The sequence below is a fragment of the Pseudomonas nitroreducens genome (assembly GCF_010994165.1).
Lineage (GTDB): Bacteria > Pseudomonadota > Gammaproteobacteria > Pseudomonadales > Pseudomonadaceae > Pseudomonas > Pseudomonas nitroreducens.
The window spans coordinates 144763-164069 of record NZ_WMBX01000006.1; the positions used below are offsets into that span (position 1 = coordinate 144763).

At 63.6% G+C, this 19307-nt stretch carries 20 protein-coding genes; 13 read left to right on the top strand and 7 right to left on the bottom strand.

Annotated features, from left to right (window positions below):
* Nucleotides 1-28 precede the first annotated feature (28 nt).
* Nucleotides 29-313 (top strand): cell division protein FtsB, encoded by a 285-nt coding sequence (gene ftsB, locus GJV37_RS24525; protein ID WP_017521200.1) that lies wholly within the window; start codon nt 29-31, stop codon nt 311-313.
* Nucleotides 310-1008 (top strand): 2-C-methyl-D-erythritol 4-phosphate cytidylyltransferase, encoded by a 699-nt coding sequence (ispD, locus tag GJV37_RS24530; RefSeq protein ID WP_037009531.1) that lies wholly within the window; start codon nt 310-312, stop codon nt 1006-1008. Before ftsB ends, ispD begins: the two co-directional genes overlap by 4 nt.
* Nucleotides 1009-1236: 228 nt before the next feature.
* On the opposite strand, the gene yedF is transcribed toward ispD, so the two are convergent.
* From yedF to GJV37_RS24545, 3 genes are all read right to left on the bottom strand, one after another.
* Nucleotides 1237-1485 (bottom strand): sulfurtransferase-like selenium metabolism protein YedF, encoded by a 249-nt coding sequence (yedF, locus tag GJV37_RS24535; protein WP_024766066.1) that lies wholly within the window; start codon nt 1483-1485, stop codon nt 1237-1239.
* Nucleotides 1451-2677, bottom strand: a complete 1227-nt coding sequence (yedE, locus tag GJV37_RS24540) for a selenium metabolism membrane protein YedE/FdhT (protein WP_065084296.1) — start codon at nt 2675-2677, stop codon at nt 1451-1453. Before yedE ends, yedF begins: the two co-directional genes overlap by 35 nt.
* Before the next feature lie 68 nt (nt 2678-2745).
* The gene (locus GJV37_RS24545; RefSeq protein ID WP_065084297.1) at nt 2746-3639 is read right to left on the bottom strand and encodes a LysR substrate-binding domain-containing protein; all 894 of its coding nucleotides are present in this window, start codon (nt 3637-3639) and stop codon (nt 2746-2748) included.
* Nucleotides 3640-3855: 216 nt separating this feature from the next.
* Between GJV37_RS24545 and GJV37_RS24550 the strand changes: the two genes are divergently transcribed.
* From GJV37_RS24550 to rpoS, 8 genes are all read left to right on the top strand, one after another.
* Nucleotides 3856-4968: an S-(hydroxymethyl)glutathione dehydrogenase/class III alcohol dehydrogenase gene (locus tag GJV37_RS24550; protein ID WP_024766063.1), complete on the top strand. Its 1113-nt coding sequence runs from the start codon at nt 3856-3858 to the stop codon at nt 4966-4968.
* A gap of 45 nt (nt 4969-5013) precedes the next feature.
* Nucleotides 5014-5865, top strand: a complete 852-nt coding sequence (gene fghA / locus GJV37_RS24555; RefSeq protein ID WP_170859910.1) for an S-formylglutathione hydrolase — start codon at nt 5014-5016, stop codon at nt 5863-5865.
* 59 nt (nt 5866-5924) lie between these two features.
* Nucleotides 5925-6398: a 2-C-methyl-D-erythritol 2,4-cyclodiphosphate synthase gene (ispF, locus tag GJV37_RS24560; protein WP_170859911.1), complete on the top strand. Its 474-nt coding sequence runs from the start codon at nt 5925-5927 to the stop codon at nt 6396-6398.
* Nucleotides 6395-7453 carry a tRNA pseudouridine(13) synthase TruD gene (truD, locus tag GJV37_RS24565; RefSeq protein WP_193453018.1) on the top strand — a complete coding sequence of 353 codons (1059 nt, stop codon included), beginning with the start codon at nt 6395-6397 and terminating at the stop codon, nt 7451-7453. The genes ispF and truD overlap by 4 nt, the downstream gene beginning before the upstream one ends.
* Nucleotides 7441-8199, top strand: coding sequence for a 5'/3'-nucleotidase SurE (gene surE, locus GJV37_RS24570; RefSeq protein ID WP_024766059.1), 759 nt, complete (start codon nt 7441-7443; stop codon nt 8197-8199). Before truD ends, surE begins: the two co-directional genes overlap by 13 nt.
* A 25-nt stretch (nt 8200-8224) precedes the next feature.
* Complete coding sequence (locus GJV37_RS24575) at nt 8225-8860, top strand: protein-L-isoaspartate(D-aspartate) O-methyltransferase (protein WP_088418250.1); 636 nt, start codon at nt 8225-8227, stop codon at nt 8858-8860.
* Nucleotides 8861-8933: 73 nt separating this feature from the next.
* The gene (locus GJV37_RS24580) at nt 8934-9782 is read left to right on the top strand and encodes a peptidoglycan DD-metalloendopeptidase family protein (protein WP_024766057.1); all 849 of its coding nucleotides are present in this window, start codon (nt 8934-8936) and stop codon (nt 9780-9782) included.
* A gap of 95 nt (nt 9783-9877) precedes the next feature.
* Nucleotides 9878-10882 carry an RNA polymerase sigma factor RpoS gene (gene rpoS / locus GJV37_RS24585; RefSeq protein WP_038803400.1) on the top strand — a complete coding sequence of 335 codons (1005 nt, stop codon included), beginning with the start codon at nt 9878-9880 and terminating at the stop codon, nt 10880-10882.
* A gap of 432 nt (nt 10883-11314) precedes the next feature.
* On the opposite strand, the gene fdxA is transcribed toward rpoS, so the two are convergent.
* Together fdxA and mutS are read right to left on the bottom strand one after the other, a co-directional pair.
* Nucleotides 11315-11638 carry a ferredoxin FdxA gene (gene fdxA, locus GJV37_RS24590; protein ID WP_015476292.1) on the bottom strand — a complete coding sequence of 108 codons (324 nt, stop codon included), beginning with the start codon at nt 11636-11638 and terminating at the stop codon, nt 11315-11317.
* A 65-nt stretch (nt 11639-11703) separates the two neighbouring features.
* Nucleotides 11704-14277 carry a DNA mismatch repair protein MutS gene (gene mutS / locus GJV37_RS24595; protein WP_170859912.1) on the bottom strand — a complete coding sequence of 858 codons (2574 nt, stop codon included), beginning with the start codon at nt 14275-14277 and terminating at the stop codon, nt 11704-11706.
* Nucleotides 14278-14359: 82 nt separating this feature from the next.
* On the opposite strand from mutS, the gene GJV37_RS24600 reads away from it, so the two are divergent.
* The 3 genes from GJV37_RS24600 (at nt 14360) to recX (ending at nt 16483) form a co-directional block, all read left to right on the top strand.
* The gene (locus tag GJV37_RS24600) at nt 14360-14872 is read left to right on the top strand and encodes a CinA family protein (RefSeq protein WP_024765300.1); all 513 of its coding nucleotides are present in this window, start codon (nt 14360-14362) and stop codon (nt 14870-14872) included.
* An 85-nt stretch (nt 14873-14957) separates the two neighbouring features.
* A complete protein-coding gene (recA, locus tag GJV37_RS24605) occupies nt 14958-16013 on the top strand; it encodes a recombinase RecA (RefSeq protein WP_038803401.1) in 1056 nt (351 codons plus the stop codon).
* A gap of 5 nt (nt 16014-16018) precedes the next feature.
* Nucleotides 16019-16483 carry a recombination regulator RecX gene (recX, locus tag GJV37_RS24610; protein ID WP_037016497.1) on the top strand — a complete coding sequence of 155 codons (465 nt, stop codon included), beginning with the start codon at nt 16019-16021 and terminating at the stop codon, nt 16481-16483.
* Nucleotides 16484-16535: 52 nt separating this feature from the next.
* Here the strand turns inward: recX and GJV37_RS24615 are convergent, their stop codons facing one another.
* On the bottom strand, nt 16536-17609 hold the full coding sequence (locus GJV37_RS24615) for an LOG family protein (protein ID WP_024765298.1): 1074 nt from the start codon (nt 17607-17609) through the stop codon (nt 16536-16538).
* A gap of 165 nt (nt 17610-17774) precedes the next feature.
* A complete protein-coding gene (locus tag GJV37_RS24620; protein WP_193453020.1) occupies nt 17775-19196 on the bottom strand; it encodes an MBL fold metallo-hydrolase RNA specificity domain-containing protein in 1422 nt (473 codons plus the stop codon).
* Nucleotides 19197-19307 lie beyond the last annotated feature (111 nt).

Here is a 19307-nt window from a genome sequence, read left to right on the forward strand (position 1 = left end):
ACCCCTTTGCGTATAGGGAGCTGAAGGTTTGAGGTTACGTAGCCCTTACTGGCTGTTCGTCGTGCTGATCCTGGCGCTGGCCGGCCTGCAGTATCGCCTGTGGGTTGGCGATGGCAGCCTGGCGCAGGTGCGCGACCTGCAGAAGCAGATCGCCGACCAGCAGGGCGAGAACGAGCGCCTGCTCGAACGTAACCGCATCCTCGAGGCGGAAGTCGCCGAGCTCAAGAAAGGCACCGAGACCGTCGAGGAGCGTGCCCGTCACGAACTCGGCATGGTCAAGGACAAGGAAACCCTCTACCAGCTCGCGCAATGACCACTCCCGCCTTCTGGGCCATCATCCCGGCCGCCGGCATCGGTTCGCGGATGCGCGCCGACCGCCCCAAGCAATACCTCGACCTTGCCGGTCGCAGCATTCTCGAGCGCACCCTCGACTGTTTCCTCGGTCATCCCCGCCTGAAGGGACTCGTGGTGTGCCTGGCCGCCGACGATCCCTGGTGGCCGACCCTGCCCAGCGCTTCCAATGAGCTGATCCAGTGCGCCGATGGCGGCCGCGAGCGCGCCGATTCCGTGCTCAACGGCCTGCTGCGTCTGACCGAACTGGGCGCCACGCCGGACGACTGGGTACTGGTGCACGACGCCGCTCGCCCGAACCTGGCGCGTACCGACCTGGACCGCCTGCTGGATGAGCTGGAGTTCGACGCCGTAGGCGGCCTGCTCGGCGTGCCCGCGCGGGACACCTTGAAGCGCGTCGGCGCCGATGGCCGCGTGGTCGAAACCATCGATCGCAGCGTGGTCTGGCAGGCCTACACCCCGCAGATGTTCCGTCTCGGCGCCCTGCACCGCGCGCTCGCCGATGCGCTGGTGGCCGACGCGGCCATCACCGATGAGGCGTCTGCCATGGAGTGGGCGGGCTATGCGCCGCGCATGGTGGAAGGGCGGGTGGACAACATCAAGGTCACCACCCCGGAAGACCTGCAGCGCCTGCAGCGTAGCTTCGCCAAGCACTGATTATTGCTGGCGCGGCACTTGACCGGTCGCGGCATATCCGACCTCTGTAGGAGCGAGCTGGCTCGCGAACCTGACAAGCACTGAAGTCGCCGGAAACCTTGTTCGCGAGCCAGCTCGCTTCTACAGACTGCGCCCTGGGCCGAACCCTTGGAGCGGGCTCTGTCCGCGATAGGTTCGAGTCGCGTCGGAAGCCCGTCGCGGACGGAGTCCGCTCTTACAAGAGCAGCTTCAGCCCAGTAGCGGTACTTCGATCAGGAAGCGGAACAGCGCGCCGTGCTGCTCCACTGCCAGGCAATGATAGCCATGACGCCGGGTGTCTTCCGGAATGCCATGGACCGACTGCGAGCAGTCGGTGACCACTTCCAGCAGATCGCCCGGCTTGAGCGTCTCCAGGGTTTCCAGGGTGGCTATGGCGTTGTACGGGCAGTGTTCGCCGCGCAGGTCAAGCGACAGCGTCGGCGTCTTGGTTTCGGACATCGTTGGTCTTCCGTCTACGAGTGAAGCGCTGCGCGTTGAGCTGCACCAGCAGCATGCACAGCGCGAGGCCGGCGAAAGTGATCAGCAGGCCGCCGCCGGGGCCGAACTCCTGCAGCAGATTGAGCTTGGGATAAGGCAGCGCGAGGCTGGTGCCAAGCTGGTCCCAGAACACCGCGACCAGGGTGCCGCCGATCACGTTGCCGACGCCGACCACCCAGAAATGCACCTGGCCTTCCATCGAGCGGTACATCCAGCCGGTCTCGCAGCCGCCGGCCAGCACGATGCCGATGCCGAACAGCACGCCGCCGATCACGGCGTTCGGTCCCATCCAGAAGATCTTCGGTGGCAGGCCGTTGTGGATCGCCGCGAAAGTGCCGATGCAGGCAGCGGCCATGCCCAGCAGGATGCCCAGTGCGGCCTGGGTCCGGCCGGTGGTCCAGAGGTCGCGGGCGGCGCTGGTGAAGCAGATCTGCGCGCGCTCGATCAGGCCGCCGAACAGCAGGCCGAACAGGCAGGCCATGCCCAGCACCAGCGAGACTTCGAAGCGCCAGGCAGCGAACAGCGCGGCGAGCGCCAGTACGCCCATGCCCAGGCGCCATTGCAGCTTGGCGCGGCGAGCGAGGGCTTCGGCACTCGGCAGGGCTGCCGCCTTGCCGCCAACCTTCAACGGAATGCGCAGGAAGGGCAGCAGGCTGATCTTCACGCCGAACCAGGCGCCGATCACGGTGGAGAACATGAAGGCCCAGGCGTGCACCGAGAACATCGGGATACCGGTGAAGAAGGCTGCCAGGTTGCAGCCCATCGCCAGGCGTGCGCCGAAGCCGGCAATCACGCCGCCTATCAAGCCCTGCAGCAGGCGGCGCTTGCTGGTCGGCCAGCGCAGGCTGACGTTACCGGCCCAGAGCGCACAGACCAGCGCGCCGAGGAACATGCCGATGATCATCACGCCATCGATGCGATCCAGCGGCGTGCCCTGCAGGCCGATGATCTTGAAGTAGCTCCATTCCTGCGGCTGCAGGCCGAACCAGGACAGTATGTGGCCGCCCCAGCGGGTGAACTCGCCGGTGACGGCCCAGAAGGTGCCGGTCATGGCGAAGTAGTAAGCCGAGATGACCCCCAGGGCAACCAGGGTTGGCAGTGGCGACCAGAAGCGCAGTAGATAGCGCTCGCGGAAGGAAGAAAGGGCTGACATCTCGTCGTCCTTGATCCGAAGGGTGGGAAACCGCCCATTCTAGCCAAGGCCACTTTCAGCCGCTTGCTTCATGGCAAAGGAGCGGGCTGAAGATGCTGTAGGCCTTCCTTGAGGTGATCCACCAGTTGCCGCACCTTGGGCGACAGGTGCCGCTGCTGCGGATAAAGCGCCCAGACCCCGGTATTGGGCGGCTGATGATGGTCCAGCAAGGAAACCAGGCGGCCGCTGCGCAGGTGTTCCAACACATAGTAATCCGGCAGTTGGCACAGGCCGAAGCCGCGCAACGCCGCGTCCAGCACCGCCTGGCCGCTGTTGCAGCGCCAGTTGCCCTGCACCCGGTGCTGGGTTTCGCGGCCGTCCTCGAGGAAACTCCACTGGTCGCTGCTGCCCACCAGGCAATTGTGTTGCGCGAGCTCTGCCACACTGTGTGGCGCGCCGTGGTGGGCGAGGTAGCCCGGCGTTGCACAGAGGTACATCACCCTCGGCGCCAGACGGGTTGCCACGAGCCGGGAGTCGCTCAGGCGCCCCAGGCGGATCGCCAGGTCGAAGCCTTCGTGGAACAGGTCGAGTTGGCGATTGGACAGCTCTATCTCCACGCGCAACTGTGGAAACTGCTCCATGAACCCGTTCACCAGTGGCACCACGAACCGCTCGCCGTAAGCCACCGCGCAGGTCATGCGCAGCAGTCCCTTGGGCTCGGCAGATAGATCGCTCACCGCCCGCAAGGCTTCCTCGCGAGCGTCCTGCAGGCGCCGGCAATGCTGCAGGAAGGTCTGGCCGGCTTCGCTCAGCGTCACCTTTCGGGTGTTGCGGTAAAGCAGGCGCGTCTGCAGGCGCTCCTCCAGCCGCGCGACCTGGCGGCTGACGTGGGATGAAGATACGCCGAGGCGCTCGGCGGCGGCGGTGAACTGACCGGTTTCGGCGACGGCAACGAATTCGTCCAGCCCTTCCCAGCGGTGCATGTGGATTGTCCCTGTATAGCAATAATGTTTTGATTATTGCCTGATTATTCCCTGACAGGAGGTTTTCTACACTTCCAAGGCTTTGGGGCGCACTTTTCGTCGGCCGCCCCGAATGTTCCCCGACGGGGCTCCGGCCCGTCCCGGTTTCTCGGCCGTCGCGCCGAACCCGTCCGCCCCAGGCGGGCGTTGTCGTTTCCTTCGTTCAGGAGTTTCCAGATGATCAAGTCCCGTGCTGCCGTTGCCTTCGCCCCCAACAAGCCGTTGGAAATCGTCGAAGTCGATGTGGCGCCGCCGCAGAAGGGTGAAGTCCTGGTGCGCATCGTCGCCACCGGCGTCTGCCACACCGACGCGTACACCCTGTCCGGCCAGGATTCCGAGGGTGTGTTCCCGTGCATCCTGGGTCATGAAGGTGGCGGTATCGTCGAAGCGGTGGGCGAGGGCGTGACTTCGCTGAAAGTGGGTGACCATGTGATCCCGCTGTACACCGCCGAATGCCGCGAGTGCAAATTCTGCAAATCCGGCAAGACCAATCTCTGCCAGGCCGTGCGTGCCACCCAGGGCAAGGGCCTGATGCCCGATGGCACCAGCCGCTTCTCCTACAAGGGCGAGCCGATCTACCACTACATGGGCTGCTCGACCTTCTCCGAGTACACCGTGCTGCCGGAAATCTCCCTGGCGAAGATCCCCGAGGAAGCGCCGCTGGAGAAGGTCTGCCTGCTCGGCTGCGGCGTCACCACCGGCATCGGTGCGGTGCTCAATACCGCCAAGGTGGAGGAGGGCGCTACCGTCGCCATCTTCGGGCTGGGCGGCATCGGCCTGGCGGCGATCATCGGCGCGAAGATGGCCAAGGCCTCGCGCATCATTGCGGTGGACATCAACCCGGCGAAGTTCGATATCGCCAAGGAGTTGGGCGCCACCGATTTCGTCAATCCGAAGGATCACCAGAAGCCGATCCAGGAAGTGATTGTCGAAATGACGGACGGCGGCGTGGACTATTCCTTCGAATGCGTAGGCAACGTCCAGCTGATGCGTGCGGCGCTGGAGTGCTGCCACAAGGGCTGGGGCGAATCCACCATCATCGGCGTCGCCGGTGCCGGCCAGGAAATCAGCACCCGTCCGTTCCAGCTGGTTACCGGGCGCGTCTGGCGCGGTTCCGCCTTCGGCGGCGTGAAAGGCCGCACCGAGCTGCCGAGCTACGTGGAAAAGGCGCAGAAGGGCGAGATCCCGCTGGATACCTTCATCACCCACACCATGGGCCTGGAGAAGATCAACGAAGCCTTCGACCTGATGCATGAAGGCAAGAGCATCCGCTCGGTCATCCACTACTGATCGAACCGCCGGGCGCCTTGTGCGCCCGCCCTCACAGGAGGCTCCATGACGGATTCCATCGAACTGATCAGCAGCCAGAAGAGCTTTGGCGGCTGGCACCAGCGCTATCGCCATCGCTCCGAGACGCTCGGCTGCGAGATGGTCTTTGCGGTCTACCTGCCGCCGCAGGCCGAGCCAGAGGCGGGCCTTCCGGTGCTTTACTGGCTGTCCGGCCTGACCTGCACCGACGAGAACTTCATGCAGAAGGCCGGCGCCCAGCGCGTGGCCGCGGAACTCGGGATTGTGATCGTTGCGCCGGATACCAGCCCGCGCGGGCCGGAAGTGCCGGGCGATCCGGATGGCGCGTGGGACTTCGGCCTTGGTGCCGGCTTCTACGTCAATGCCACGCAAGAACCCTGGGCCCGCCATTACCGCATGCACGACTACGTGGTGCAGGAACTGCCGGCGCTGATCGAAGCGAATTTCCCGGTATCCCGGAAACGCGGCATCAGCGGGCATTCCATGGGCGGCCATGGCGCATTGATCTGCGCGCTGCGAAATCCGGGGCGCTACCTGTCGCTGTCCGCCTTTGCCCCCATCACTCATCCGAGCGATTGCCCCTGGGGACAGAAGGCGCTGGGTCGCTTCCTGGGCGAAGATCCGGCGGCGTGGCGCGAGTGGGACGCGGTGGAGTTGCTGGCCAACGCCAGCGAGCGCCTGCCGATCCTGGTCGACCAGGGCGAGCGTGACGACTTCCTCGCTGTGCAACTCAAGCCCGAAGCGCTGCGCGAAGCCGCCGCTGCGGTCGGTCATCCGCTGGACCTGCGCCTGCAGCCCGGTTACGACCACAGCTATTACTTCATTGCGAGCTTCATCGAAGATCACCTGCGCCACCATGCCGCGGCGCTCTGCGGCTGACACCCTGGGCGCAGTGATCCGGTAGAATCGACGCCCTGACATCAACAGGGCGTTTTTTCATGCGTATCGGACATGGCTACGACGTGCACCGCTTCGGCGAGGGAGACTTCATCACCCTTGGCGGCGTGCGTATTCCCCACAAGTTCGGGCTCGTTGCCCACTCCGACGGCGACGTGCTGTTGCACGCGCTTTCCGATGCCTTGCTGGGCGCCTGCGCGCTGGGCGATATCGGCAAGCACTTCCCTGATACCGACCCGCAGTTCAAGGGGGCCGACAGTCGCGCACTGTTGCGCCACGTGCTGAGCCTCGTGGAAGCCAAGGGCTGGAAGGTGGAAAACGTCGACACCACCATCATCGCCCAGGCGCCGAAGATGGCGCCGCACATCCAGAACATGCGCGAGACCATCGCCACCGACCTGAAGGTCGAACTGGACCAGGTCAACGTCAAGGCCACCACCACCGAGAAACTTGGCTTCACCGGGCGCGAAGAGGGCATCGCGGTCCACGCCGTCGCTTTGCTGGGGCGCGCATGACCGAGTTGGAACTGCTGGGCCCGCGCGCCCATGGCGAAGCTTGCGGGCAGGCTGTGCTCAAGGCGGTGGCCGAAGACTTCCAGGTCGACGAAGTGCTGGATATCCCGCTCTCCGGCGATGGCGAGCATCTGTGGCTGCGGGTGGAGAAACGCGGCCTGAACACCGAGGAAGCGGCGCGCCGTCTCGCCCGTGCCGCGGGCGTCCCGGTGAAGATGATCAGCTATGCCGGTCTCAAGGACCGCCAGGCGCTGACCCGCCAGTGGTTCAGTCTGCACTTGCCGGGGAAGTCCGATCCGGACCTGACTGCCGCCGAGGACGACACTCTGCGAATCCTCGAGCGCAATCGCCATCGCCGCAAACTGCAGCGCGGTGCACATTCGGCCAACGGCTTCACCTTGCGCCTGACCGAGCTGCAGGCACAGCGCGAGCAGCTCGAAGCGCGCCTGAAGGCCATCGTGGCCCAGGGCGTACCGAACTACTTCGGCACCCAGCGCTTCGGCCATGGTGGCGGCAACGTCTTCGATGCTCGTGGCTTCGCCGAGCGCGGCAAGCTGCCGGAGCATCGCAACATGCGCTCGCGCCTGCTCTCGGCAGCGCGCAGCTATGTCTTCAACCAGGTGCTGGCTCGCCGGGTGGCCGAAGGCACCTGGAACCAGGCGCTGGTCGGCGACCTGTTGGCGTTCACCGACAGCCGCAGCTTCTTCCCCGCCGGCGAAGCGGAATGCTCCGACCCGCGTCTCGCCGCACTCGACCTGCACCCCACCGGCCCCATGTGGGGCGAGGGTGATTCACCCGCGGCGAACCGGCCGGGAGATATCGAACGCAGCGTGCAGCAAGCGGAGATGGCGCTTTGCCAGTGGCTCGCCAGTGCGGACATGGCGCACGAACGGCGCATTCTGCGCCTCCCCATCCCGGGCCTTACATGGCATTATCCCGCCCCTGACATTCTGCAACTGGAATTCGTCCTGCCGGCTGGCTGCTTCGCCACCGTGGTAGTGCGCGAGCTGATCGACCTCGTGCCGGCAGGGCAGACGGAAAGCCCATGCGCATATTGATTGCCAACGACGACGGGGTCACTGCACCCGGTATCGCCGCGCTTCACGACGCGCTGTCCGATTATGCGGACTGCATCGTGATCGCCCCGGAAGCCGATCGTAGCGGAGCGAGTAGTTCGCTGACGCTGGATCGGCCGCTGCATCCCCATCGCCTGGGCAATGGTTTCATCAGCCTCAACGGCACTCCGACCGACTGCGTGCACCTGGGCCTCAACGGTCTGCTCGAAGAAGTGCCGGAGATGGTCGTCTCGGGTATCAATCTCGGCGCCAACCTGGGCGATGACGTGCTCTACTCGGGTACCGTGGCCGCAGCCCTGGAAGGGCGTTTCCTGTCCCGGCCGGCCTTCGCCTTCTCGCTGTGTTCGCGCTTGACGGACAACCTGCCGGCCGCGATGCATTTCGCCCGCCTGCTGGTGGAGTCCCACGAGAAGCTCGATCTGCCGCCGCGTACCGTGCTCAACGTGAATATCCCCAACCTGCCGCTGGAGCGCATCAAGGGCATCCAGCTGACTCGCCTGGGGCATCGTGCTCGCGCCAAGCCGCCGGTCAAGGTGGTCAACCCGCGCGGCAAGGAAGGCTACTGGATTGCCGCCGCCGGCGACGCCGAAGACGGCGGCGAGGGCACCGATTTCCATGCCGTCATGCAGGGGTATGTGTCGATTACGCCACTGCAGATGGACCGGACCTTCCGGGAGGCGTTCAATGTCCTTGGCGACTGGCTCGGAGGGCTCGACCATGGCCAATGAATTGTCCCGCCGCGGCGGCATCGGCATGACCTCCCAGCGTACCCGTGAGCGGCTGATCCAGCGTTTGTACGAAGAGGGGCTGTCCAACGCCCACGTGCTGGAAGTAATCCGCCGTACCCCGCGCCATCTGTTCGTCGATGAAGCGCTGTCGCACCGCGCCTACGAAGATACCGCGCTGCCCATCGGGCACAACCAGACCATTTCGCAGCCCTTCATGGTGGCGCGGATGACCGAGTTGCTGCTGGCTGCAGGCCCGTTGGACAAGGTACTGGAGATCGGCACCGGCTCCGGGTACCAGACCGCCGTGCTGTCGCAACTGGTGGAGCGGGTGTTCTCCGTCGAGCGCATCCAGGCCCTGCAGGACCGCGCCAAGGAGCGACTTGCGGAGCTAAACCTGAGAAATGTTGTCTTTCGTTGGGGCGATGGCTGGGAAGGCTGGCCCGCCCTGGCGCCTTACAACGGCATCATCGTCACCGCAGCTGCGGCCGAGGTCCCGCAGGCATTGCTGGACCAGCTGGCGCCCGGGGGGCGGCTGGTGATTCCGGTAGGCGGCGGCGAGGTGCAGCAACTGATGCTGATCGTCCGCACCGAGGACGGCTTCCAGCGGCAGGTGCTGGACTCCGTCCGCTTTGTCCCGCTGCTCAACGGTCCGCTAGGCTGAGAGCAGGCCGGTCAAGGCTGCGGTTACTGTCGGCCAGTGAGGCTGGACGTCAATTCATGGATAAGGGGGATGGGTGAGCTTGACAGCGACCCTGTGTCAACGGAACTGGATCAAGGGCCTGGGCCACGCTGTGGTGGCCATTGCCGTCTGCTCTCTGCTGGCGGCCTGTTCTTCGACTTCGCGCAGTACCACAACCGTGGTGGACCGCAACGCCCAGCAGAAGCCGGCTGTCACCAGTGGCCAATATGTGGTGCGCCCCGGTGACACGTTGTACTCCATCGCCTTCCGCTATGGCTGGGACTGGAAAGCCCTGGCTGCGCGCAACAACATCTCCGCGCCCTATACCATTCGCCCAGGCCAGGCCATTCGCTTTGACGGCGGATCGACGGCTGCACCGTCTGTCGCCAAAGGTGCTACGCCTGTCGCGCCAGTTGTTGTCAACAAACCGACATCTACCCCGGCGACCGCCAGCAAACCGACCACGCCCGCCGTCACCGCACCAGCACAACCGCCCGCCAGCGGCGGAACTCCGGCGGTTGCAGGGGGGGCGCCGGGAGGCTGGATCTGGCCAACCAATGGCACGCTTATTGGGCGCTTTGCATCAAACGGCAGTTTGAATAAAGGGATTGATATAGCCGGACAATTGGGCCAGCCTGTCCTGGCTGCGTCTAATGGCACGGTGGTGTATGCCGGTAGTGGTTTGCGGGGCTACGGCGAACTCGTGATCATCAAGCACAGCGATACCTACGTAAGCGCCTACGGTCACAACCGTAGGTTGCTGGTGCGGGAAGGGCAACAGGTCAAAGTCGGGCAGAACATTGCCGAGATGGGCTCCACAGGGACTGACCGGGTGAAGCTGCACTTCGAGATTCGCCGCCAGGGTAAGCCTGTAGATCCGCTGCAATACTTGCCAAGTCGTTGACGGTAGCTGTTCCCCTGCGTGGGTGAGCGGGCCTCGGTGTCCTAAGGATAAGGTCGCACCGGGACTTGTTGTCGAACTCAGCAAGGGATAACGACATGGCACTTAAAAAAGAAGGGCCGGAGTTTGACGTCGATGATGAAGTGCTCCTCCTGGAGCCTGGCATCATCCTCGAAGAATCATTTGCCGAAGAGCAGGTATCGCTTCGAGTCACTCCTAAAGCCACCTCACTCTCCTCTCTCAAGCAACACAAGCACATCGATTACAGCCGCGCGCTCGACGCGACCCAGTTGTATCTGAATGAAATCGGTTTCTCGCCGCTTCTGACCCCGGAAGAGGAAGTCCACTTTGCGCGACTCGCGCAGAAGGGCGACCCGGCCGGCCGGCGACGGATGATCGAAAGCAACCTGCGTCTGGTGGTGAAGATCGCGCGACGGTACGTCAATCGCGGCCTTTCCCTGCTCGACCTGATCGAAGAGGGCAACCTTGGGCTGATCCGCGCGGTGGAGAAATTCGACCCGGAGCGCGGCTTCCGTTTCTCCACCTACGCGACTTGGTGGATTCGTCAGACCATCGAGCGGGCCATCATGAACCAGACCCGCACCATTCGATTGCCGATTCACGTGGTGAAGGAGCTCAACGTCTACTTGCGGGCCGCTCGCGAGCTGACCCACAAACTGGACCACGAGCCGTCGCCCGAGGAAATCGCCAACCTGCTCGAGAAGCCGGTGGAAGAGGTCAAGCGGATGCTCGGTCTGAACGAGCGCGTCACTTCGGTGGATGTCTCTCTCGGCCCTGACTCGGATAAGACGCTGCTCGATACCCTGACCGATGATCGTCCAACCGACCCCTGTGAGTTACTGCAGGACGACGATCTCAGCGAGAGCATCGATCAGTGGTTGTCGGAGCTGACCGATAAGCAGCGCGAGGTGGTGATTCGTCGCTTTGGCCTGCGCGGCCATGAAAGCAGCACCCTGGAGGAGGTTGGCCAGGAAATCGGCCTGACCCGCGAGCGAGTTCGGCAGATCCAGGTTGAGGCCCTCAAGCGTCTGCGCGAGATCCTCGAGAAAAACGGCCTGTCGAGCGACGCGCTGTTCCAGTAGCTGCCAAGTCGACAATGAAGAAGCCCGGATGAATCCGGGCTTTTTTATGCGCTCTGATGTAAGCATTCGCTTACATAGCGTGTGAGTGTTCAGCTTGAAGAGTCGCCAGCTTTGACTTCTATTTTTCTTATCTTATTGTTTTTAAAGGATTTTATTTTTATCCCGGCTGCGAGACCGGCTGGGTGCGCGGAAGTGCCCCAGTTGCTGAGTTCCGGCAGGGGGGTAATATCACTCCTGCGTACACGGAAAGGCGCAGACCGGTAAGGATGTCGGTCAGGAGCACCGCGGGAAGCGGTTCATCAGGATGATGAAAAAAGGAAGAAAGAGTGGGCGGGTTATCCCGCCCCTTTTTTTTGCCTGCAAGAAAGTGATGTCCGGATATAGAAAGGCCCGCACTGAGCGGGCCTTTCGTGTTTTGGTTGGCAGCGCGAATCAGCGCTCCAGGTACTGCATCTTGTTCGGCTTGCCGTCCCACTCTTCGGCGTCCGGCAGGGAATCCTTCTTCTCGGTGATATTCGGCCATACATCGGCCAGATCCTTGTTCAGCTCGATGAACTCCTGCATGCCATCCGGGACCTCGTCCTCGGAGAAGATCGCCTGTGCCGGACATTCCGGTTCGCACAGGGCGCAGTCAATGCACTCATCCGGGTGGATGACCAGGAAGTTCGGGCCTTCGTAGAAGCAGTCCACCGGGCATACTTCCACGCAGTCGGTGTATTTGCACTTGATGCAGTTGTCGGTGACGACGAAGGTCATTTCTAATTTTCTCCTCAGGCGGGCGGCTAAGCGCGCGCGATTCTAGCAGCTTGTCCAGCGGTTCGTCAGACTCGCGTCTTCCATGCATATAACAATTCGAGAGCTTGACGTGGTGTCAGGTCGTCGGGGCTGACACGCATCAGCTCTTCAACGATCGGGTGCGGCAGGCTGGCGAACAGATCGCTTTGCAGCGGCGCCGGGCTTTTCGGGTCGCTCGAGCGTGGTGCTTCGTGGGGCAGGCTGGTGGTTTCCAGGCGCGCCAAGTGTTCACGGGCGCGCTGAATGACCGCACCCGGCACGCCAGCCAATTGCGCCACCGCCAGGCCGTAACTCTGACTTGCCGGACCAGGCAGCACGTGGTGCAGGAAGACGATGCGTTCGTTGTGTTCGGTGGCGTTGAGGTGCACGTTCGCCACCGCCGGTTCGCTTTCCGGCAGCACGGTCAGCTCGAAATAGTGGGTGGCGAACAGGGTGAAAGCTCGCAGTTTCGCCAGGTGTTCAGCCGCGGACCAGGCCAGCGACAGGCCGTCGAAGGTGCTGGTGCCGCGGCCCACTTCGTCCATCAGCACCAAGCTGCGGTCGCTGGCGTTGTGGAGGATGTTCGCGGTTTCGCTCATTTCCACCATGAAGGTGGAGCGACCGCCAGCGAGGTCGTCGGAAGAGCCGATACGGGTGAAGATCCGGTCCACCAGCGACAGTTCGCAGCGCGCCGCCGGCACAAAACTACCTATGTGCGCTAGCAGCACGATAAGCGCTGTTTGCCGCATATAGGTCGATTTACCGCCCATGTTCGGGCCGGTTATCACCAGCATGCGAGTGTCTTCATCGAGGTTCAGGTCGTTGGCGACGAACGGCGTATCCAGTACCTGCTCGACCACGGGGTGGCGGCCCTGCTCGATGAGAATGCCGGATTCCTCGACAAAGCGCGGGCGGTTCAGATCGAGGTTCAGCGCGCGCTCGGCGAGGTTGGACAGCACATCCAGTTCGGCCAGGGCAGCGGCGGTGTCCTGCAGCGGCGCCAATTGGCCGATCAGCAGTTCCAGCAGTTCCTCGTAAAGCTGCTTCTCGCGGGCCAGGGCGCGGCTCTGGGCCGATAGCGCCTTGTCTTCGAAAGCCTTCAGTTCCGGGGTGATGAAGCGCTCGGCGCCTTTCAGGGTCTGGCGGCGAATATAATCGGCGGGGGCCTGTTCGGCCTGCACGCGCGGCAGTTCGATGTAGTAACCGTGGATGCGGTTGTAGCCGACTTTCAGGTTCGGCAGGCCGGTGCGGGCTTTTTCGCGGGTTTCCAGGTCCATCAGGTACTGGCCGGCGTTCTCGCTGAGCATCTGCAGTTCATCCAGCTCGGCATCGTAGCCGCGGGCGATGACGCCGCCGTCGCGGATCACTGCAGGCGGGTTTTCGATCACCGCCCGGGCCAGCAGGTCGGCCAGCTCGGGGTAGGTGCGGATGCTGACGGCCAACTCGCCCAGGTGCGGGGATTCCAGCTCGGTCATGCCGTTCTGCAGTTCAGGCAGGGCCGCGAGGGCGTCGCGCAGACGAGCGAGGTCGCGCGGGCGGGCATTGCGCAGGCCGATACGGGCGAGGATACGTTCGACGTCGCCGATTTCCTTCAACTGCGGCTGGAGGATTTCGAAGCGATAACGCTCCAGCAGGCAGGTGATCGAGTCCTGGCGGGCTTCCAGCACCGCGCGGTCGCGCAGCGGACGGTTCAGCCAACGGGTCAGCAGGCGGCTGCCCATGGCGGTCTGGCAGCGGTCCACCACCGATTGCAGGGTGTTGTCACGGCCGCCAGCCAGGTTGATGTCCAGTTCCAGGTTGCGGCGCGTGGCACCATCGAGGATTACGGTATCGTCGATGCGCTCGTGACGCAGGCTGCGCAGGTGTGGCAGGGCAGTACGCTGGGTTTCCTTGGCGTAAGCGAGCAGGCAGCCGGCGGCGCCGATGGCGAGAGTCAGTTCCTGGCAGCCGAAGCCCTTGAGATCCTGGACGCCGAATTGCTGGCACAGGCTCTTCTTCGCCGAGTCGCGATCGAAGTCCCAGGGCGCGCGGCGATGCGCGCCACGGCGTTTCTCCGCCGGCAGGCCCTGAGGCCAGTCGTCGGGGATCAGCAGCTCGGCGGGATTCAGGCGCTCCAGTTCGGCGAGCAGGGTTTCCCAGCCCTTGATTTCCTGGACGTTGAACCGGCCGCTGGTGATGTCCAGCACGGCCAGGCCGAACAGGCGCTCATCACCCAGCACGGCAGCAATCAGGTTGTCCCGGCGCTCATCTAGCAGCGCTTCGTCGCTGACGGTGCCGGGAGTGAGAATACGTACGACCTGGCGCTCCACCGGCCCCTTGCTGGTGGCCGGGTCGCCGATCTGCTCGCAGATCACCACTGATTCGCCGAGCTTCACCAGCTTGGCCAAGTAGCCCTCGGCGGAGTGGAACGGGATGCCCGCCATCGGGATGGAGTTGCCGGCAGACTGTCCGCGCGCGGTGAGAGTGATGTCCAGCAGCTTGGCGGCCTTCTTGGCGTCCTCGTAGAACAGCTCGTAGAAGTCGCCCATACGGTAGAACATCAGTTGATCCGGGTGCTGGTTCTTCAGCTTCCAGTACTGCTGCATCATCGGTGTGTGGGCGGAGAGGTCGCTCTGACTCATGGCTTCTGGCTGTCCGGCTTCAACATGCAAAAGCGCCTAGTGTACGGTATCCGCCTGGCCTTCTTTAACCCCGGAGCGCACTGTGTCCGTTACCGATTCCTTTATTACAGACCTCTCTGCCCGATTGGGCGCTCGATTGGCTGCCAAGACATTACGCGTCACCACCGCCGAATCCTGCACCGGTGGTGGCATCGCCGAGGCGATCACGCGCGTCTCCGGGAGTTCCGCCTGGTTCGAAGCGGGCTACGTCACTTATTCCAATACCCAGAAGACCCGCCAGTTGGACGTGCCGGCCGAGCTGTTTCCAAGGGTCGGCGCGGTGAGTCGGGAGGTGGTCGAGGCCATGGTTGCTGGCGCTTTGCCTCGCAGTGGTGCGGATATCGCCGTGGCGGTGAGCGGTATTGCCGGGCCGGATGGCGGTTCTGCCGAGAAGCCGGTAGGCACTGTCTGGCTGGCTTGGCGCAAAGGTGAAAAGGTGTACAGCGAACGCCGTCTGTATGCCGGTGATCGGGAAGCGGTACGCCGGCAGACGGTGGCGACCGCTCTGGAAGGGCTATTGCGACTGGCGGACGGGGAAAATCCGATTCAGGGGTAGGCGAGCGGCTTGCCCTGTGGAATAATACTGGCTACTTATACAGTTGTTCGTGGCCGCCCGGCCGCCTGACTTCGCGAGGACTTCAATGGACGACAACAAGAAGCGCGCCCTGGCCGCGGCCCTGGGACAGATCGAACGCCAATTCGGCAAAGGCGCGGTCATGCGCATGGGCGACCATGAGCGCCAGGCTATCCCCGCCATCTCCACCGGCTCGCTGGGTCTGGACATTGCGCTGGGCATCGGCGGTCTGCCGAAGGGCCGTATCGTCGAGATCTACGGTCCGGAATCCTCGGGTAAGACCACCCTGACCCTGTCGGTCATCGCCCAGGCCCAGAAAGCCGGCGCCACCTGCGCCTTCGTCGACGCCGAGCACGCGCTGGACCCGGATTACGCCGGCAAGCTGGGCGTCAACGTCGACGACCTGCTGGTATCCCAGCCGGACACCGGCGAACAGGCGCTGGAAATCACCGACATGCTGGTGCGTTCCAACGCCGTTGACGTGATCATCGTCGACTCCGTGGCGGCCCTGGTGCCCAAGGCCGAAATCGAAGGTGAGATGGGCGATCAACACGTCGGCCTGCAGGCCCGCCTGATGTCCCAGGCGCTGCGCAAGATCACCGGCAACATCAAGAACGCCAACTGCCTGGTCATCTTCATCAACCAGATCCGCATGAAGATCGGTGTGATGTTCGGCAACCCGGAAACCACCACCGGTGGTAACGCGCTGAAGTTCTACTCCTCCGTTCGTCTCGACATCCGCCGGACCGGCGCGGTGAAGGAAGGCGACGAGGTGGTCGGTAGTGAAACCCGCGTCAAGGTCGTGAAGAACAAGGTCGCCCCTCCGTTCCGTCAGGCCGAGTTCCAGATCATGTACGGCCGCGGCATCTACCGCACTGGCGAAATCATCGACCTGGGCGTGCAGCTGGGCCTGATCGAGAAGTCCGGCGCCTGGTACAGCTACCAGGGCAGCAAGATCGGCCAGGGCAAGGCCAACGCCGCCAAGTTCCTGGAAGACAACGCCGAGATCTGCAACACCCTCGACAAGGCCATCCGCGAACAACTGCTGACCAACCAGCCAGCGCCGACCAAGGCCGAACTCGCTGCGGCTGAGGCCGAAGCGGAAGCTGAAGCCGATTATTGATCGCGATGACCAGCGAGCTCGATAACCTCGTCGCGGTGCGACGGGTCGCCATGGACCTGCTGGCAAGACGCGAGCATGGCCGGGCAGAGCTCTCGCGCAAGCTGCGGCAACGCGGCGCCACGCAGGACCTGATCGACCCCGCCCTCGACCGTTTGGCCGAGGAGGGGTTGCTCAATGAAAGCCGTTACCTGGAAAGCTACATCGCCAGCCGTGCGCGAGCAGGTTACGGTCCGGTGCGGATTCGCGAGGAGTTGTCGCAGCGGGGTTTGCCACGTGGTGAGATCGACGGTGCGCTGCGCTTGTGCGGCGTCGATTGGAGCGAAAACCTGCGTGAAGTCTGGCGCCGCAAGTTCGCCCGGCTGCCACAGGATGCCCGCGAGCGAGCCCAGCAAGGGCGTTTCCTGAGTTATCGGGGTTACTCGATGGAAGCCATCAGTCGGCTTCTGAGCGGTCGACGATCAGATGATTGAAATGAACAAGGCACCCCATGCGGGTGCCTTGTTTGTTCTCGGAGCCAGGAAATCAGCGTTCCCAGTTCTCCGGCTGGTTGATGAAGTTCAGCAGCTCGCGCAGTCGCCCCTGGTCACGGCCGTTGAAAGCGAAGGCCAGACGGGTGAGGTGGGAGAACTCCGGTTCATCCAGTTCCGATTCGCTGTAGGGTTGCTGGTGGAAGCCGTCCGTGACGCAGAGGCTGCCAAACTCGCGCTCCAGCAATTGCAACGCGCGCACGCTCAGCGGATGGTTGAGGCGGATGACGAAGCGATCCTTGAGCCAGCGGCTGGAGTGGAAGTTGCTGTAGAACTGGGCGATTTCCTCGGCGGCCTCCTCGGCTGAGTGCACTAGCCTCATCAGGTTCATGTCGCTGGGCAGGATGTAGCCGTTGTCTTCGAGCTGCTCCTTGATGAATTCCAGGGCGTGGTCCCAGTAATGCCCGCCCGGTTGGTCAAGCAGCACAACCGGCACCAGCGGGCTCTTGCCGGTCTGGATCAGGGTCAGCACTTCCAGCGCCTCGTCGAGAGTGCCGAAGCCGCCGGGGCAGAGCACCAGTGCGTCGGCTTCCTTGACGAAGAACAGCTTGCGCAGGAAAAAGAAGTGGAACGACAGCAGGTTGCTGGTGCCATCCACGATGCGATTGGCGTGCTGCTCGAAGGGCAGGGTGATGTTGAAGCCCAGGCTGTTTTCCAGTCCGGCTCCCTCGTGGGCCGCGGCCATGATGCCGCCGCCTGCGCCGGTGATGACCATCAGGTCGTAGCGCGCCAGGGTTTCGCCCAACTCGCGGGCCAAGGCGTAGACGGGGTGATCGGCCGGCGTGCGCGCCGAGCCGAATACGGTAACTTTGCGGCGACGTTTGAACTGCTCCAGGGTGCTGAAGGCGTGCTCCATCTCGCGCAGGGTCTGCAGCATGATCTTGGCGTCCCAGCGGTTGCGGTCGGCCTGGGCCATGCGGGCGACGGTGGTGAGCATCTCACGGTACAGCGGCAGGTTCTGGCTGTCGCCGGGAGCGGCCAGTGCGGCCAGTTCCTCGATCTTCTGCGCAAGGTCAGTGCCGCTGGTCTGGAAGTGTCTGGAGAGGTAGTCGTCGGGCTCGTAGGGCATGTTGATACTCCTTGTTCATCAACCCCTGATCGCCTGTCCATGGGGGCGCCGGCCACGCAAGGTGGCTCTGGTCGTTACGCCTTGGCGCTACGCCGCACGCACAGGGTTCAGCAGTAGGCCAGCCCAGTCTGGCACGCGGGTGTGACAGTCGGTGAGGCCTCGATCTCAGATGGCGATCCGGTCTCCGGGCTCCGGAATGTTGGCCGTCCAGTTCAGGCGATCCTGGAGTGCACCCTTGAGTACATCCATCTTTTCCCGCTCGCCATGTATCAGGTATAGCTCGGGTTTGTGTTCGAAGTGGCCAACCCACTGAATTAATTGTGATTGTCCCGCATGGGCGGAAAACCCGCCAAGGGTGTGGATCTGTGCTTTCACGCTGATGCGCTGGCGCAGGATGCGGACCGATTCGGCACCGTCGACGATGGCGCGTCCCAACGTGCCCTTGGCCTGGAAGCCCGGGAAGACGATGTGGCATTCCTCGCGCCAGAGGTTGTGCTTGAGGTGATGGACGATGCGCCCACCGGTGCACATGCCGCTGCCGGCGATGATGATGGCGCCGCTCTTGATGCGATTCAGCGACATGGATTCATCCGCGCTCTGGGTGGTACGCAGGATCGGCAGCCACTCGCCGACCTTGGCGGTGCCGGTGCCGCGCATGTATTCGCGGTCGACGTCGGCGATCTCGCCGATGTGCTGCAGGTAGATGTTGTTGGCCTGGGCGGCCATGGGGCTGTCGAGATAGACGACCTGCTGCGGCAGGCGGCCCTCCTGGTAGAAGCGTCCGAGGTAGTAGATCAGGTCCTGGGTGCGGCCCACGGCGAAGGACGGGATCAATACGTTGCCGCCCTCGTTCTGCGCGCGTTGGAGGATGCCGGCCAGTTCCAGTAGCGTATCGTTGGCATCGCGGTGGTCGCGGTCGCCGTAGGTGGATTCCAGCAGCACCACGTCGGCGCGGGATAGCGGCGTGGGTGTGCGCATAAGGGGCGAGCAGGTGCTGCCCAGGTCCCCGGAGAACACCAGACGGCGGGTCGAGCCGAACTCATGGATTTCCAGTTCAACGATGGCCGAGCCGAGGATGTGCCCGGCGTTATGGAAGGTCACGCGGATGCCGCGCGCTATGTCCACCGTGCTGCCATAGCTGACGCGGCGGCGCTGGTTCAGCGCGCGGGAAGCGTCTTCGACGGTGTACAGCGGCTTGACGGGGGGCTTGCCGAGGCGGGTGCGCCACTTGTTTTCCCACTCGGCGTCCTTCTCTTGGATGTGCGCCGAATCCATCAGCATCAGTTCCAGCAGATCGCAGCAGGATTCGGTGGCGTAGATCGGTCCCTTGTAGCCTTCCTTTGCCAGGCGCGGCAGCAACCCGCTGTGATCCAGATGGGCGTGGGACAGTACGACGGCGTCGAGCTCCTGCGGATCGAAGGGGAAGGGTGTGCGGTTGGTCGCCTCGTTGTCGCGGGTGCCCTTGTTGCCGCTGCGCCCCTGGCGCATTCCGCATTCGAGCAGCACGCGGACGCCGTCGCGGGTTTCCAGGAGGTAGCAGGAACCGGTGACTTCCTGGATTGCGCCGATGAAGGTGAGAAGCGCCATGTCGTCTCCTTGTCGGAATTCTCTTTCAGCCTTGCTCGAATGGTCGGGACGGTCGTTGATGCATGTCAGCGCCTGTCCGATCTCTGGAGACCTAGACTTTCCGGCATAACC

Coding starts and splice junctions, on each gene's coding strand:
- ispD (WP_037009531.1), top strand. CDS start 310: ATGACCACTCCCGCCTTCTGGGCCATCATCCCGGCCGCCGGCATCGGT.
- yedF (WP_024766066.1), bottom strand. CDS start 1,485: ATGTCCGAAACCAAGACGCCGACGCTGTCGCTTGACCTGCGCGGCGAA.
- yedE (WP_065084296.1), bottom strand. CDS start 2,677: ATGTCAGCCCTTTCTTCCTTCCGCGAGCGCTATCTACTGCGCTTCTGG.
- GJV37_RS24545 (WP_065084297.1), bottom strand. CDS start 3,639: ATGCACCGCTGGGAAGGGCTGGACGAATTCGTTGCCGTCGCCGAAACC.
- GJV37_RS24550 (WP_024766063.1), top strand. CDS start 3,856: ATGATCAAGTCCCGTGCTGCCGTTGCCTTCGCCCCCAACAAGCCGTTG.
- fghA (WP_170859910.1), top strand. CDS start 5,014: ATGACGGATTCCATCGAACTGATCAGCAGCCAGAAGAGCTTTGGCGGC.
- ispF (WP_170859911.1), top strand. CDS start 5,925: ATGCGTATCGGACATGGCTACGACGTGCACCGCTTCGGCGAGGGAGAC.
- truD (WP_193453018.1), top strand. CDS start 6,395: ATGACCGAGTTGGAACTGCTGGGCCCGCGCGCCCATGGCGAAGCTTGC.
- surE (WP_024766059.1), top strand. CDS start 7,441: ATGCGCATATTGATTGCCAACGACGACGGGGTCACTGCACCCGGTATC.
- GJV37_RS24575 (WP_088418250.1), top strand. CDS start 8,225: ATGACCTCCCAGCGTACCCGTGAGCGGCTGATCCAGCGTTTGTACGAA.
- rpoS (WP_038803400.1), top strand. CDS start 9,878: ATGGCACTTAAAAAAGAAGGGCCGGAGTTTGACGTCGATGATGAAGTG.
- fdxA (WP_015476292.1), bottom strand. CDS start 11,638: ATGACCTTCGTCGTCACCGACAACTGCATCAAGTGCAAATACACCGAC.
- mutS (WP_170859912.1), bottom strand. CDS start 14,277: ATGAGTCAGAGCGACCTCTCCGCCCACACACCGATGATGCAGCAGTAC.
- recA (WP_038803401.1), top strand. CDS start 14,958: ATGGACGACAACAAGAAGCGCGCCCTGGCCGCGGCCCTGGGACAGATC.
- recX (WP_037016497.1), top strand. CDS start 16,019: ATGACCAGCGAGCTCGATAACCTCGTCGCGGTGCGACGGGTCGCCATG.
- GJV37_RS24615 (WP_024765298.1), bottom strand. CDS start 17,609: ATGCCCTACGAGCCCGACGACTACCTCTCCAGACACTTCCAGACCAGC.
- GJV37_RS24620 (WP_193453020.1), bottom strand. CDS start 19,196: ATGGCGCTTCTCACCTTCATCGGCGCAATCCAGGAAGTCACCGGTTCC.